Genomic DNA, 14,733 nt, shown 5'->3' with positions numbered 1-14,733 from the left:
CACCCGCTACGACAAACTCGCCGTTCGCTACGAAGCCACCCTCACCATCGCCGCCATCAACCAATGGCTTCGCGCCCTACGAAACACGGCCTAGTAGACCGTCGCTTCTAATTGCCGGGGTAGAGGCGTCGACCACGGCGGCGTCCGCGGGACGGATTCGCCCCGAGACCACGTACGAGGGAGACACCATCCACTACGAGGCCGCGGACGGCAACGGCGCTCGGCTGTTCGGCCCGAGCGACGACATGATGATCGCGGCGATGAACACGACCGACTACGAGACCGCCAAGGCGTGCGGCGCCTATGTGCTCGTCCGTGCGGCGAACGGCGCGTCCGTCGCGGTGCGCGTCACCAAGGAGTGCCCCTTCCGTGCGCGCCCGGGCAGCTCGACCTCAGCGAGCAGGCATTTGCCGAGCTCGCCGATCCACAGCTCGGCCGGATCCCGGTCACCTGGAGTCTGCTTAGCCCCGGTGCGATCGACGCGATCTCGATCCGATACAAGGAGGGATCGAGCCAGTACTGGTGCGGCATCCAGGTGATCGAGCACCGGAACCCGGTCGCGAAGCTGGAGGTCGGGGGGCGGGATGGCGGTCCATGTCCCGCACCGAGTACAACTACTTCCTCTCCGAGGACGGCAGCGGGTGCGGCGCGATCAGGGTCACCGACATCTACGGCGAACGGCTGACGGTCAGCGGGCTCGGGTGCAGCGGACTGCCGAATGCCTCGGCAGCCGCGGCGACGGCAGCAGGAGGGGAGGGCGGCCGCACACCGGCGAGCCCGTTCGGGAGATCGAGAGCGGCCATCCACACATGCTACTGAGACGCCCGCGTACACCCCGGTCAAGATAGCGTGACGCCGTGGGTGACATCGCGGCTGCTGAGCCGGCTCGAAGCGTGCGCCGCGCCATCTCCGCCGGGGTCGTTGCCGCCGTCTCAGGGGCAGTGCTCGGGGCGTGTGCACTCGTCGTCGCCGTGCTTTCTGTCATCGCCGGTGAGGACCGGGCCGTCTTCTGGATGTGCGCGGCGCTCCTCTTCCCGACGTCGGGATGCGCGATCGCCTGGTCTCGACTGGACGCGGGCTGGTCGAGGTCGTCCGTGCGGGTGCGTTACTACGCCCTCAGGTCCTCGCGGTCCTTCACGCTCGTCCGCACGGTCTGCGGCTTTTGGACGCTGCTGTCGCAGATCATCGTCGTCGGCGCTCTCGTGTGGCTGGTGATGCGGCTCGTCGACGGAGCGACCGGATGGCTCTGGCTTGCGATCGCGTTCGTGCTCGGCGCCGGACTGGCCGCGCTCTCCGTCACCCTGACCGTGCTCTTCGACGGTCGTGAACAGGCGTTCCATACATTCGACATGGTCAAGTGGGTCACTGACGGATTCGTCGAGAAGGAGCTGGCGAACAGCCCCTACCGCGGCGGCTCTCCCGACTGGAACTCGTTCTGGCTGCACCGAATCAGGTACTACAAGGAGGACCCGCCCGTCGATCGCCCCGCCAGTGACTGCGTCGACTACATCATCGCTGCTCGCGCGGCCGCGGGTCTCCCGCCACTCTACGGTGCGCGCGGCGTATTCCTCGTTGATGGCCACGACCTCGGCGTCGCCGTCGACTCCGTGATCACGGCGCGCGGTCGGGTGCTGGATGCCGACCTCATCGCCGCAGAAGTTCCCGCCCGGGCCGAGGCGTGGGCACTCGCGCCGCCCCGGCTGTACTTCCACGGGCTGGACATCTCGGACAGCGACCCACACGGTCGGATCGTCATCGACGACGCACGTCTGGAGGACTTCGATATCGCGTTCTACCTGGGTGAGCACCTCGACGTGTACGGCACTCTCGTCGTCGAGGAGACGCGGCTTCACTTCAGCGGAGAGGTCGTTCTCGCGATTGACGATCGCTGGCCGGTCGAGATCGAGGTGGCTTTCGAGCCGGCGTGACGTGCGAGTTGCCGGTGCGGGGGTCATTCGAGGCTGTAGACGTGCGCACGGTTGTGGACCGTCACGGCGAGAGATCGTCCGTCGGGAGAGAACACGGGCGCTGCCGCGAAGCGGCCTTCGATGGGGATCTCGTCGAGAGTGTCGAGCTGCTGCGCATCGCGCGGGTACGAGCGCAGCTCACCGTCGGTGCCCTGCATGACGTCGATACGGCTCGTCCCGGAGGCCAGCTCGACGGCGTCGATGATGGTTACCCCGTCGGCAGCGACCGTGAGAGGTCCTTCGGCGCCTGCGAAGTCGATGTCGAGAAGGCGGCGGACCTGGTGGGCCCAGTCCACACGGGTGCGCTGCGGCAGAGCCTGGACGCGCCGCCACCCGGCCAGAGGCTGGATGAACACGAAGATCGCGCCGGTGCCCTGGCGGACGTACTCGTTGTCGTGCCGGGCCGCACGCCCCGGGGCAACCGGCAGCGGGTCGCGGACCTCGTCCAGGAGCTGGTACGGCTTCTCGTCCATGCACACCACCGGGAATCGGTCGTCCAGCTCGCGGACGTAGACCTCCAGCACGTCCTCCATCCGCGCGACGAACTCGCCGTTGGCCCGCGGCGGGATCGTCCAGCACGCCTTCAGGTGCGGCTTGAGGTCGGGTGGTGGTTGTCGAGCAGCGGCGTTACGGCTGTCCAGGGCCTGCGGACATCGCTGCGGTAGCGCTGCGGGGTGATGAGGGGCAGCTCGGGTGCAGACGGCAGAGAAGGGCGCGGTCGGTCACGGACGCCAGCGGCGACGCCGGCCCCGCCTGACGATCTGCGCCGACACGTACGCCGCCGCAGCGGTCGCCACCATGCCGGCGGCGACCGCTGCGGCGACCGCCTTCGCCGGGTCCGCCGGTGGCGGCTCCGGCAGCGTGATCATCGCAGGCCCGCCAGCCGGAAACCGCTCCTCACCGATCTCCAACGCGGCGACCGCCTCGTACAGATCGAGGGTGCCGTATCCCACGCCAGGCTGCGACTGCCCGCCGAGGGGATGTTCCGCGGTCAACTCCAGCCGGTGCCGGACCTCAGCCTGGCTCAGCCCAGGGTGGTACGCGCGGACCAGTGCCGCCGCCCCGGCCACGTACGCCGCCGCCACCGCCGGTCCACCCACCGAGTAGTGGCCGTTGCCGCGCGGCGCGACGCTCACCGCGCCAGCGGAGGGCGCGAGCAGGTCAACCCCGGCTTCCGCTGGCGAGGCCTCGGTCGGCGCGCCGTCCGACCCGACGCCGCCGACCGCGAGCACGTTGTCGTCACTGGCCGGGTACCACGGCGCGGCGCGCTGCCCGGCGCCCGAGGGCTTGGCGTCAGAGACCGACGCGACGAGCACGATGTCTCGCTTGAGCGCAGCCGTCACCGCCGCCCGGAGCGCGGCGTCGGGCTCGTCGGTGCCGACCCCGACCAGGATCACGTCCGCCCCCGCCTCGGTGGCCGTTCGGATGCCCTTCGCCAGCGCCCCCGGACCCAGCCGGCCCTGGCCGTCCACTATCCGCACCGGCAACACCTCGGCGGCCGGCGCCACCCCGACGAACCCGCTCCCGGTCACCGGCCGAGCCGCCACGATCCCGGCGAGCGCGGTGCCCCGGCCGACGCAGTCCTGATCGCCCGGCCCCTGCCTCACCACGTCGGCACCGCGCCGCACCGCACCGGACAGGCCACTGGCCGCGGCGCTCACCCCGGTGTCCACGACGGCGACCAGCACTCCCTCGCCCCGGGTCAGCGACCACACCGCCTGCGGCGCGGTTCGCCGCACCGGCCATGGCGCAGCGACGGCCACCGCTGGTGACTCCCCGACACAACCGTCCTTGGCCTGAGGCAACGGCGGCGGCGCGGAATCCGGCGCGGGAGCGTAGCGGGCCGGTGCCAGCCGCTCCCCCGGCACCAAGCCGGGCACGGTCGGCCCGGCCCGGGCCGGCTCGACCGGCGCCACCGTGGCGAGCGCGGCCAGAGCCAACGCCGCACCCGCCCACCGACGCGCTCCGCCGAGGCGACGTCGGGACGGGAGCGCGGAACGGCTCACCGACGGACCGGGGCGGTGGAACCGGTCGGCGAGGACCCGGCGTCCGGCGAATCGGGCGAGTCTGGCTGGTTGCCCGGTGCAGCGAGCGGTGTCCCCGACACGGCGGCGTTCAGGGCCGCGGTCGACGCGGGGTCTCCGGCGACCGAGCCGGCCGGTTCCCCGCCGATCGGGCCGGCAGCCGGCCCGGACGAGCCGGCGCCCGGGACGCCACCGGCGGTGCCACGGGCCGATTCCGCGCCACTGCCCGGCATGGTCCTGATCGTGGCCCCCGCCGATATGCCGGCCGCCGCCTCCGCCACCCGGGAGGGCGAACGCCGGGCCAGGACCGCGACGGCGGTCAGCCCGGTCACCACCACGAGGCCGACGGTGAGTGCCCACAGTGGGCTGGTGCCTCCACCGCTGGCGCGGATCACCTGTGTCTCCGCGGCGAGTTGCATGGTCACTGCGGCATTCGGGTTGATCATGCCCCAGCCGACCAACGGGTCCGGGCCGTCCTGTCCGGCACGCTCGGCGGTGGCCTTGATCCGGTGCGCCACCTGGGCCGCGGTCAAATTGGGATGAGCGGATCGGACCAGCGTCACCGCACCGGCCACGAAGGCGGCCGCGTACTGCGAACCGCTGCTGGCCCGGACCCCCGACCCGCTGGTCCCGAGGCTCGCCACGTCGATGCCCGGCGCGATCACGTCGACCGTGTCCGGGCGATAGTTCGCCGCCGGCTGGCCGTCGGGGCCGACACCGCCGACCAGGAGCAGACCGTCCAGCTTCGGCGTGGGCGCCGCGTTCGCGTCCCCCGCCAGTGCGATCGGTACCGGGGCGACCACCACCACGTCGTGTGCGAGCGCCGACTTCAGCGCGCCCAGCACCACCGGATCGGTAAGGTCCACATAGGCCCCGAGGGTCACCACCCGCGCGCCCGCGGAGGCTGCCACCTCGATCGCCGTGGCCGCGTCGGCCGGTTCGGTCCGCAGAGTCTCGCTCACCACCCGCAGCGGCAGGATCGTGGCTGCTGGGGCGAGCCCGCTCACCCGGCTGTCCACCCCCGCCGCCGGTGCGCTGGGCGCGGCGGCCACGATGCCGGCCATCGCCGTACCCGAGCCGAGGCAGTCGGTGTTCCCACGCTCGGTGCCGGCGGGAACGTCGGCACCGACGGCGACCCGCCCGTTCAGCTCCGGCGTGTCGGCGTCGACCCCTGAGTCGATGACCGCGACCAGTACCCCTTCGCCCTGGGTACGCCCCCACGCCTGGTCAGTCGCCATCCGGTCGTACGCCCAGTGGGAGTCCGACCCGGGCGGCCCCGACGAGGTACACGATCCCGGACCCCCCGGTTTCCCGCCCTTGCCCGGCTGGTGGCCGACGGCGGGTGGTGTCTGGCCACCGATCGCGGGGGACGTCTGGCCGGCCGCCGGAGGCTTCGGTTTGGCCGGGGTGCCCGCTGGCGGCTGACCGGTACCGGGTTTCGCCGGTACGGCTGGACCAGAGGTGGCCGGCGAGGCCGGGCCGCCCGGGTGTGCGGGTGCCCCGGCCGCCGGCGGCGGGACCCGCGACGGTCCAGTGGAGGTCGATGACGCGGTGGCTGGCTCGGTGGGGAGCAAGCCGTATCGGACCCCGTCGCCGACCGCATCCCACGGGAGCACCAGAAACCAGCCGGCCCGCAGCAGCATGTTGTCGGTCAGCGTTCCGCCGTCGGGCTGCCGCCGGCCGGTGTTGAGGTGATAGATCTCCTTCGCGCGACCGGTCGCGCCCAACAACCGGCCCGCGATCTCGGTCAGGCTCTCCGACCGGCCCTGATCGGTCTGGGTAACCGCGTAGTACTTGACGAACTCCTCGCCGAAGGCCGACGTTGACGGTGCGGAGGGTGTGGCAGGTGGCGTCAGAGCCGGCACGGACGCGCCCGACGCCTGACCCACGCCACTCATCAGGGTCAGTGCCGCCAACAGGGCGACCCCTGACAGGCTCGACCAGACCCGCACCTTCGCCGTCACCGTCACCGGCAGTCTCCTTCGCCTCGCTACTGCTCGCGCGTGCCCCGGCCGGCACCGACCTGCCCGCCCACTCCGACGACGCTCGTCGGCCCCTGCCGGTTCAATTCAGGTCGGACAAACCCACGCTGAATTCGGGACCGACGACCCACGCCGGGATCAGACCCCGGGATCGGAGACCTGCCCGCGCCGCGCGGGCGCCGACGGGGCGCCGTCACCGCCCTGGGTCGTTGCTGGCCACCGGGTCCGACCCGGCCACCAGGACCGACCAGCGGGCCCGCAACACCTCGCCGACCAGCACCGGCACCACCCGGGACGCGGTCCGGGCGGCCAGGTTACGGGCTGCGGTCAGCTCCGCCCCATGCGGTGGACCGCTGATGACCACCTCAGGTCCGCTCGCCGGACCGAAACTCTCCAGCGTCGGAAAGGCATCGACCCGGCGGCAGCCGGGCGGCAGGTCCGGGCCGAGGGCGTTCCCGACGACCGTCACGGTCACTCCGACAGCCAGCAGTTGCCGGGCGATGCTCAACGCCTCTCGCCGGACCCCCGGGGACGAGCCGGTGACAGTGAAGAGGTCCGGCGTGCCGGCAAGGTCGAGATGGAAGCGCCACCGGTCCTGCCGGCCGAGCACGACCGGCATCAGCCCGGCCGGCGTCGGCCCGTCGCCGAGCCAGCCGTACGGGACGTCGTCGCCGCCAGCATCCCGCGCCAGCAGGCGGACATCGAGGTGGTCCGGCTCGGCGCCCAGTGCGGACAGCGCCACGACCACCCACCCGCGCCGCGGCAACGCCGGCGGCTCCGGCGCCGGCGGTTCCGGCGCCCGCTCGACTGCCGCCGCTGTCCCAGCATCCGCCTCCGCGGCCTCCGCTGTCCCAGCACCCGCTTCCGCAGCCGAACGTGGACCCTGAGCCAGGTCCGGAGTGGGGACCGGGGCCGCAGCCGGGACCGCGTCCTCGATGTCGGCGGGTGCGCCGGCGAGCACCGGTGCAGAGGCGGACGCGCGGGTTCCGCGCCGGGGTCGCAGCAGGCGCAGTGCCACAGCGAGCAGCAGCGCCATCGCCCCGAGACCGGCGGCCCACATCAGGTACGGCGAGGTACCGCTCGTATCGTCGGCCTCGGCGGCAGCGCCCTCCGACGACGACGGCGACGGGAACGGCGGTGGCCCGACCTGCACCCCCGGACCACGCGCGTCCGGCGGCAGTTCCAGAATCCACCCCGGCTGTAGCGCCAACGGGTCCGTCAGCTGACCGCCATCGGGCTGGATACGCCCCCGGTTCAGCTCGAAAATCTCCCGGAAGCGGTTGCCGTCCCCGAGCGTCTGCACCGCGATGCGGTAGAGGTACTCGCGCTCACCCTCCCGGCCCGAGCCGACCACGTAGTACCGCCCAGTCCCCGACCCGCCCGGGGTCGAACTCGGCATCACTGTGGGGCCGGGGGTCGTACTGGGGCTCGGCGCGGCGAGCGGCACCGCCCGCGCTGGCGTCCCCGCCAGCGCGAGTACGGCCACCATCAGCAGCGGCACCGCCCCGAGCAGCCACGCGCGAGAGGCGACCCCGCCAATCCGCATCACGAGGCTGGATCCGCCGCGCCTCGGGGTTACTCTGCCCGAGCCATCCATAGCCGCACCATCCTTCGTTCTCCGCACGGCCCAGACCGTAGCCGGGCCGACATACCGCGCAGATGGCTGGCTGGGCACTGGCGCGGAGGAAGTGTGCGGGACGGACGGCCGACCTCCGCGCCACGGGCCCTGCGAGGAGCCCCGGAACCGGTCAGGGCTGCCGACGCAGCAGAGTAACCGAGTCGCGGGCCCGGGTGCTGCCGGCGAATAGGAGGAGTTACCTCCCAGATAGACCGGTGTCGGCTTCCGACCGTCGAACCGGCGAGCCCGATCGGTGCCACGAAGCAAACCGGGCAAACAAAGCGGTCGGCGCGGTGAACCGACGGCCAGCCAGCGCCGTCGTGCTACTTCGAAGACGTACGCGAGGGAGAGCAACCAGGATGCGAGCCACGTCCGGCACCGGTGGTCTGTCGAAGCTGCGCGCGCTGCTCGTCGACATGTCCGCCCGAGCCCAGCGCAGGTCATCCCTGCTGCGCCGGGTCGCGCAGTTGCTGCGTAGCGGGTTGGACCGGCTCGACAGCCCACTGCGGCGGGCGGTCGCGGCCGGCGTCATGCTGGTTCTGATCGCGGCGACCGGTGTGGTGGCGGCATCCGGATTCGGCACCGCAACCGCCGACGACGCGGTCCGCGCCGGCCTGCCGGTCCCGGCCAGCCAGGTGCAGACGATCGCCGCCGCCGCGCTCTCCTGCCCGGTCCTCTCCCCGGCCCGGCTCGCCGGACAGCTGATGACCGCGTCCGGGTTCAACCCGGCCGCCCACACGGAGGGCGGCGGCGAGGGCGTCGCCGGCCTGACCGAGAGCGTGTGGAACGCCTGGAAGCCGGCCCCGGCGGCGAAGCGCAGCGACCCGGCCGCCAACATCGCCGCGCTCGCCCGTCACATGTGCGACCTGTCCGGCCAGGTACGGCAGGCCGGAGTGGGCGGTGACCAGTGGCGGCTGACATTGGCCGCATACCACTCCGGGTTGCCCGCCGTACGGGACGCCGGCCGGGTACCGGCACACGCCGACCGGTACGTCTCCACCGTGGCTGGCTACGCCGCCTGGTACGCCCGCCGGCCGGAGTTCGCCAGCACCGGCCCGAGCGCGTCACCCGGGCCCGTCGGCGGGATGGAACCGAACGTGGGTACCCCGGCCGCGCCGGTACCCGCCGACTACCTGGCGGCCATCCTGGCTGCCGGAAAGACCTGCCCGGCGGTGCCGCCGGCCCGGATCGCCGCACAGCTGATGGCGTCTTCGGCGTTCAACCCGAACCTGTTCGGCAGGAACGGCGCCCAGGGCATCGCCCAGTTCAACCCGATGGTCTGGGCCCGGTACGCACCGGACGCCGACACCTCTTCACCGTGGGACCCGCAGCAGGCGATCGCCGCATTGGGCGTGGTGATGTGCACGCTGGTCGAGGAGCGAAGTCGGGACGGGCAGGGCGACGCGTACCCGGCGGCGCTCGCCGCCTTCCAGTGGGGACCGGAGGCGGTGCAGCGGGCCGGCGGCGTGCCGGACGCGTCGGCGATGCGGAACTTTATCGTCCTGGTGCAGGGCTATACCGCCAGGTATGAACACGACCCGCGTCTGGGTGGCACCCCGTTGGTCGCCCTTGACCCCAGCGGCACGCCACGCTCGCCGTCGACCCCGTCCGGCAGCGCATCGCCCGGTGGCCCGGCCAGCCCGGGTACCGGCACCGACCAGCCCGCGGCACCGCCGGGCGCCGGACAGCCGGCACCCGGTGGACAGCCGGCCCCCGGTGGACAGCCGGCCCCCGGTGGACAGCCGGCCCCGCCACCGGCGCCAACCCCGAGTCGGACCAACGCGGCGCCGCCGGCGAGCCCGCAGCCGCAGCCGGTCGGCGCGGCCGGGCCGATCATCGGGTACGGCAGCAGCCGCTGCATCGACGTGACCGACGGCGCCTACCAGAGCAACCCGCCGTTGCAGATCTGGACCTGCAACGGCGGACCCAACCAACAGTGGACGATCTACAACGACGGCACGGTCCGGGCGTTCGGCAAGTGCATGACCGTGGCGGGCGGATCGACCGCGAACAGCGCGAAGATCGTCCTGAGCACCTGCTCAGGCAGCTCCTCCCAGCTGTTCAACCTGAACAACGCGCACGACCTGGTCAACCGGCGGGCGGACAAGTGCGTCGACGCGGTGGACCAGCAGACCAGCAGCGGGACGCGGTTGCAACTGTGGGACTGTGGCGGTACCGCCAACCAGAAGTGGCACCGGTGAACCCGAACGCGTCGCCCCTGCCACCCCGGCCCCCTCGGCGGCAGCCTCTCGTCGACAGGAGTAGACCGTCATCATGACCGCGCACCGCGAGCAACAGGCCGACCCGGCGGCCCCCACCGCCCGCACCTCCGCCACCCCGTCAGCGCAGGAACCCGGCAACGGCGGGCCACCCGTACCCGGTCCGGTCGTGCTGCCCTCAGCTGGCTCGGCGTGGCAGCTCCCCAGCCAGCCGGCGAGCCCGAGGGGCGACGGCGCGACGGTGACGCCACCGCCCGGTGCGGACGAGCCGGTGGGCGGCCCGGGGCAGACGGCTGCGGAGTGGGGCTGGCGTGGGCGGGCCAATCGGCTCGCCGGCGGGACGCTGACTCTCGCTGCCACCCGGGAGGAGCTGGTCCACCGGGCGGCGCGGCGACGGCTGCTGCGCTCGTTCAGCCGGACCATGTCGGTCGTGGTGGCGAATCCGAAGGGCGGTGCCGCGAAGACCCCGACCGCGTTGATCGCCGCGGCGACGCTCGGTTTCTACCGGGGCGGATACACGCTGGCCTGGGACAACAACGAGACACGCGGCACCCTCGGGATGCGCGCGGAGGCGTCCACCCACCAGCAGACGGTGGTCGACCTGCTACACCGGATCGACGACTTCCTGGCCACCACCGGCAGTGTGGGGCAGCTTTCGGCCTATCTACGCCCGCAGAGCGCCCGGTTCGACGTACTCGCATCGGACGACGCGGCGGGCAGCATGGAAATCATCGACGCGGAGGCGTTCCGCAAGCTCTGGACCGCGCTGTGCCGCTTCTACCGGCTCATCGTGATCGACACTGGGAACAACATCCGCGCGGCGAACTGGCAGTCGGCGACCGCGGTCGCCGACTGCCTGGTGGTACCGACCACGGTGCAGCGGGACGTGGCCGACAGTGGACTCTGGATGCTCGACCATCTGACCCGCACCGGCCGGGCCGACCTGGCCGAGAACGCGGTCGCGGTCGTCTCCTGCGCCGACCCGAAGCCGGACACCGCACTCCTCGACGACATCGTCGAACGCTACCGTCAGGTGGTTCGGGACGTGGTGGTCATCCCGTACGACCGCCTCATCCGGTCCGGCGGCCGGATCGAGTACGGCCAACTGGCCGTACCGACCCGCCGGGCCTGGCTGATGGCGTGCAGCTCGATCATCGACTCACTCGGTATCCGCGACCAGGACTGAACGGCCAGGTGCTGGTCTCGGGCGTACGTCGGACCGCTTCCACCGCCCGCCTCAACGCCGACCGGACACGCCGGTCCGGCACCGCGTCGTGACTGGGTTCCGGTGCGTCGTACGCCGGCTCCGCTGTGGTGTCACGCAGCAGCACCAGCACCGGCTCGTCGTGACCGTGACGTTCGACCTCGACCACCCGCACCCGGCTGCCGGGCGCGAACCGCACCTGTTCCCCCGCCGGTGGCCCGGTGTCGGTCACCCGCCGGCCGGTGACCGACCAGATGACCACCACCGGGTCGGCCGGTGCCCGCTTGTCTGGCTCCGATCGCGCCGGCGGACGCGGCGCGGTCGTGCCGGTCAGTGCCTCGGGCGTGTGCAACTCCTGTCCCGGCTCCCAGTCCGGCAGCGGTTCGAAGCGCCAGTCGGCGAATACCGCGCCGGTGTACCGGGCCCCGTCAATGCCGGGCCGGGCAGGCACATCATCCTGCCGCTCGACCTCGGTGGCCGATGGCGGCTCCGTTGCCGGTTCGGGCGTCGGCTCTGGGTCTGGCTCTGGCTCTGGCTCTGGCTCGGCGAATGGTCGGCCGGGTAGCTCGACCAGGTGGCCGGGGCCGACCACGGCCAGCAGCGGCCCGTACCGTTCGACCAGTGGCCCCCAGAGCGCGACATCCGCCTCGGCGGGCGGACGCGTCACCGCCAGCCGCAGCACACCGGTGGTGTCCACCGGCAACCGGTCCAGCACAGTTTCGAGTACCGCCAATGCCCGGTGCGGCCGCGCGACCGCCGCCGCGCCCAGCACCAGGAGCGGATGGCGGTCGTCGATCGGCAGCCGCCGGATCACATCCTGCTCGGATTCGTCGTCCGCTGACCGCAGCCACAGCCCGGAGCGGATCACCTCGAGCGCCCAGTGCGCATCGACCCGCTGCACCCCGGCCGTTCCGGGTGGGCCCGCCAACGCGTCGCGCCACTGCGTCACCTGGGGCGTAGCGCCAGCACGGTAGACCAACCGCCGCGCGAACGGGCGCCACCGTCGCCGCTCGTCAGAGTCGAGCGGCGGGGACCCGCCGTCCGCGCCACCACCGAGCTCGCTCACCCCACCAGCCACCTCGATGGTGCCTCCGCTACGGGCGGCCAGCCATTCCCCCACCGTGTGGGCGGTACCGCCCTCGGCTCCGTACGGCACCAGGAGCATCCGGCGCCGTAGCGCCCGGGGCAGCGCCTCCAACATGGCGTGAACGGGCTCGGGCGGTAGCGGCACACCTCCCGGGCGGCCGATCACCACGGTCGGTCGCTCCGGATCCACCGGCAGGGACAGCAGCGCCGCGGTCAGCGGCGGTACGGATGGTTCGGCATCGTGCAGCCACAGCCCGGCTGGTACGGCGGTCGCCCGCACCTCGGGCGGCAGGACTCGCGGGTGCAGTGGAAGCAGCCGTTCCCAATCGGGTGCCGGTTGCCGGGCCCCTTGCCGCTCCCCCGCCTCACCCGGCCGGAACCGCCACCATTCCCCCGCGGTGACGAACAGCATCCCGGTGGGCAGCAGCATCACCGGTCCGGAAGGGGCGACCACCTCGATGCGCAGTTCGTCGGCGATCACCTGGGCGATGCCTACCCGCCCGGCCTCGGAGAGCACGAGCCGAATCGACGCGCACCGTACCGGCAGGTGGTGGCTGAGCAGCGCGGTCAGGGTCGGCAGATCCAGTGGGGGGTCGGCGGCCACGATGACGGTGTGCCGATCCCGCTCGCGGGGCAGGCGGGCGGGCGCGAGTTCGGGTGGCATCGCGTTGCCCCGGCCGATGAGGGTGACCCGGTCGTACCCGTGGACCCGCGGTTGATCGGTCCGGTTGCGCATCAGCCCATCCTCACGCACAGCCGAGCCCCGAGGCGAGGTGGGCCGGTTCGGACGCGGCCGGCGGCGGGGTCTTGGCCGATGCCCCCGCCTGAGCCACCCAGGCCATCTCCGTCGTCACTCCGTTGCTGCCGATGACCGCGACGTCGACCAGCGAATGCGCCGTTACCGGCACAGCGTGTGTGACGTTACCGGCACAGCGTGTGCGACCAGACGGAAGCCGGACCTACCTGGTAACTCCGCCAGCGAGTGCACGCGGCTGTCCCGGGCCTGCGGCTCCAGCAACGAGGTCCCCTCGCGGCCGTACTGGACGTGACACAGACATCAATTACGGCGAGCACGCCCAGGACGACGGCAACCCGCAGGCGCCGCCGACGCAACCGGGCCCAGGACCGAACCAGTGGGCACGGGTGTGGCGACCTCTCACCCGAGTCACTGATGGGTGGCCGACCGGGTCCGGTCGAACGGGTCGATGGGCGGTCGTGGCCGGGCGGACGGGACCAGCCCACACCGACCGGCTGCCGGGACCCGGCGCCGCGCGGCCGTAGCCCGGCGGCGGGCGGGGGCGGTCCCGTCATGGGGTCGCGCCGGTCGCCGTCGTCGCGAACCAGTTCGTCGAGCAGCTCAGGTACGTCGCCCTGGGCGAGCCCACCCAGGGCGCCGGCGATCGGGCCGAGGTCGTCACAGGCATCCTGGCAGCCGGGGCAGCCGGCGAGATGCCGTTCGAAGGCGTACACGGCGTCGGGTTTGAGGGCACCCAGGAGGTACGGTGCGCTGTCCGCGCAGGTGCCGTGGGGGTCTTCGCTGTCGTCACTCATCGGCGCGACAGATCTACTAGATGGCATGACCTGTCCAACGATCGTGTCCGCTCACTAGTGGCCTGGCAACAAACATCAACGGTAAGACGCCTCGGACCTGGGCCCGGTTTCAGTATCTGTCGGCCAACCTGCGCCCCAGGCATCAGACGGCGTCGGTCGGCCCGATAGCCGCGCGCAACGCCCGTAACGCGTAGTGCGCCCGCGACTTGACCGTCCCCTCCGGAATGCCGAGCCGGGCGGCGGCCTCGTCGGTCGAACTGCCAAGGAAGTACAGCTCGATCAGCACGGCTCGGTGGGCGGCGGTCAGCTTGGGCAGAGCGCGCCGGACCGTCTGCGTGGCGATAATTCCTTCGGTGAGGTCGACGCTCTCCGCGAGCAGCGCCATGTCGGTCATACCGACCTCAGTCGGCCGGGCCTTCCGGGCCCGGGCCGCGTCGATGGCGATCCTCCGGGCCACCGTGAACAACCAGCGCCGCAGCGCCTCGCCCTCCGGCGGCAGCCGATCGAGGTGACGCCACGCCTGCAGCATGGTGTCCTGCAACAGGTCCTCGGCCACATGCCGCTCGCCCCAGGCCAGCCGCAGCAGGAATCGGTAGAGCGGTTCGGCATGCTCGGCGTGCAGCGCCTGCATCCGCATGTCCGCCGAGTTGGCGACCGACCAGGTGCCGTCGGCACCGACCAGAGTAGAGTCTTGCGCCCTGCCGACGTGGGAAACCTCGATCACCTAACTGCCCCCAGCCAACAACCCCGTGGTCCGCGTTCGCTGTTTCGTCCGCACCGCACCGTGCGCACCAATCAACGACTCGGGGGAGCATACGATCGCGGCGGGTCCAATCAAACAATGTGGAAAGCGAACTTTTGGTGTACCACGTTGCCGCTAGGAGACATCGGGTTGCCGCAGCCGCCCCGGCGAAACGCCGTCGCCCTAGACCGTCCGCAGCTGATCGAAGTTCGGCTGGTTGAGGGAGTCGGCAGATTCTAAAAGTCGCCGATCTCCGGTTGCGACACCAGTGCGGGCAGCATGACCCCGGCGCACTCGGGATCGAAGAGGACGTGCCCAGGAAACCGGCGGCGCAATTCCC

10 protein-coding genes are annotated in these 14,733 nt (G+C 72.1%); 4 read left to right on the top strand and 6 right to left on the bottom strand.

Translation table 11 applies throughout. The annotated features are described in order from the left end of the window. The first annotated feature begins 594 nt into the window (after nt 1-594). On the top strand, nt 595-819 hold the full coding sequence (locus tag ACIBF8_RS27090) for a hypothetical protein (protein ID WP_396786661.1): 225 nt from the start codon (nt 595-597) through the stop codon (nt 817-819). A gap of 38 nt (nt 820-857) precedes the next feature. Further along, the gene (locus tag ACIBF8_RS27085; RefSeq protein ID WP_396786659.1) at nt 858-1,928 is read left to right on the top strand and encodes a hypothetical protein; all 1,071 of its coding nucleotides are present in this window, start codon (nt 858-860) and stop codon (nt 1,926-1,928) included. Nucleotides 1,929-1,951: 23 nt separating this feature from the next. Here ACIBF8_RS27085 and ACIBF8_RS27080 read toward each other — a convergent pair whose 3' ends face one another. The 4 genes from ACIBF8_RS27080 to ACIBF8_RS27065 form a co-directional block, all read right to left on the bottom strand. After that, nucleotides 1,952-2,500: a hypothetical protein gene (locus ACIBF8_RS27080; RefSeq protein WP_396786658.1), complete on the bottom strand. Its 549-nt coding sequence runs from the start codon at nt 2,498-2,500 to the stop codon at nt 1,952-1,954. Between the two features lie 189 nt (nt 2,501-2,689). After that, nucleotides 2,690-3,973, bottom strand: a complete 1,284-nt coding sequence (locus tag ACIBF8_RS27075) for a S8 family serine peptidase (protein WP_396786656.1) — start codon at nt 3,971-3,973, stop codon at nt 2,690-2,692. After that, complete coding sequence (locus ACIBF8_RS27070) at nt 3,970-5,961, bottom strand: S8 family serine peptidase (RefSeq protein WP_396786655.1); 1,992 nt, start codon at nt 5,959-5,961, stop codon at nt 3,970-3,972. The genes ACIBF8_RS27075 and ACIBF8_RS27070 overlap by 4 nt, the downstream gene beginning before the upstream one ends. A gap of 205 nt (nt 5,962-6,166) precedes the next feature. Next, nucleotides 6,167-7,519 (bottom strand): LysM peptidoglycan-binding domain-containing protein, encoded by a 1,353-nt coding sequence (locus ACIBF8_RS27065; protein WP_396786654.1) that lies wholly within the window; start codon nt 7,517-7,519, stop codon nt 6,167-6,169. 431 nt (nt 7,520-7,950) lie between these two features. On the opposite strand from ACIBF8_RS27065, the gene ACIBF8_RS27060 reads away from it, so the two are divergent. Together ACIBF8_RS27060 and ACIBF8_RS27055 are read left to right on the top strand one after the other, a co-directional pair. Further along, on the top strand, nt 7,951-9,792 hold the full coding sequence (locus tag ACIBF8_RS27060) for a ricin-type beta-trefoil lectin domain protein (RefSeq protein ID WP_396786653.1): 1,842 nt from the start codon (nt 7,951-7,953) through the stop codon (nt 9,790-9,792). Between the two features lie 73 nt (nt 9,793-9,865). Next, on the top strand, nt 9,866-10,996 hold the full coding sequence (locus ACIBF8_RS27055) for a MinD/ParA family protein (RefSeq protein ID WP_396786652.1): 1,131 nt from the start codon (nt 9,866-9,868) through the stop codon (nt 10,994-10,996). On the opposite strand, the gene ACIBF8_RS27050 is transcribed toward ACIBF8_RS27055, so the two are convergent. Then, on the bottom strand, nt 10,962-12,836 hold the full coding sequence (locus ACIBF8_RS27050; RefSeq protein ID WP_396786650.1) for a hypothetical protein: 1,875 nt from the start codon (nt 12,834-12,836) through the stop codon (nt 10,962-10,964). The genes ACIBF8_RS27055 and ACIBF8_RS27050 overlap by 35 nt on opposite strands. 957 nt (nt 12,837-13,793) lie before the next feature. After that, a complete protein-coding gene (locus tag ACIBF8_RS27045; protein ID WP_396786649.1) occupies nt 13,794-14,375 on the bottom strand; it encodes a sigma-70 family RNA polymerase sigma factor in 582 nt (193 codons plus the stop codon). Nucleotides 14,376-14,733: the final 358 nt, after the last annotated feature.

The sequence above is a fragment of the Micromonospora sp. NPDC050276 genome, assembly GCF_044459545.1.
Lineage (GTDB): Bacteria > Actinomycetota > Actinomycetes > Mycobacteriales > Micromonosporaceae > Micromonospora.
Note: the sequence above shows the minus strand (reverse complement) of the source record. Positions and strands in the feature narration are given on the sequence as shown.

Coding starts and splice junctions, on each gene's coding strand:
- ACIBF8_RS27060 (WP_396786653.1), top strand. CDS start 7,951: ATGCGAGCCACGTCCGGCACCGGTGGTCTGTCGAAGCTGCGCGCGCTG.
- ACIBF8_RS27055 (WP_396786652.1), top strand. CDS start 9,866: ATGACCGCGCACCGCGAGCAACAGGCCGACCCGGCGGCCCCCACCGCC.
- ACIBF8_RS27090 (WP_396786661.1), top strand. CDS start 595: ATGTCCCGCACCGAGTACAACTACTTCCTCTCCGAGGACGGCAGCGGG.
- ACIBF8_RS27080 (WP_396786658.1), bottom strand. CDS start 2,500: ATGGAGGACGTGCTGGAGGTCTACGTCCGCGAGCTGGACGACCGATTC.
- ACIBF8_RS27050 (WP_396786650.1), bottom strand. CDS start 12,836: ATGCGCAACCGGACCGATCAACCGCGGGTCCACGGGTACGACCGGGTC.
- ACIBF8_RS27065 (WP_396786654.1), bottom strand. CDS start 7,519: ATGCGGATTGGCGGGGTCGCCTCTCGCGCGTGGCTGCTCGGGGCGGTG.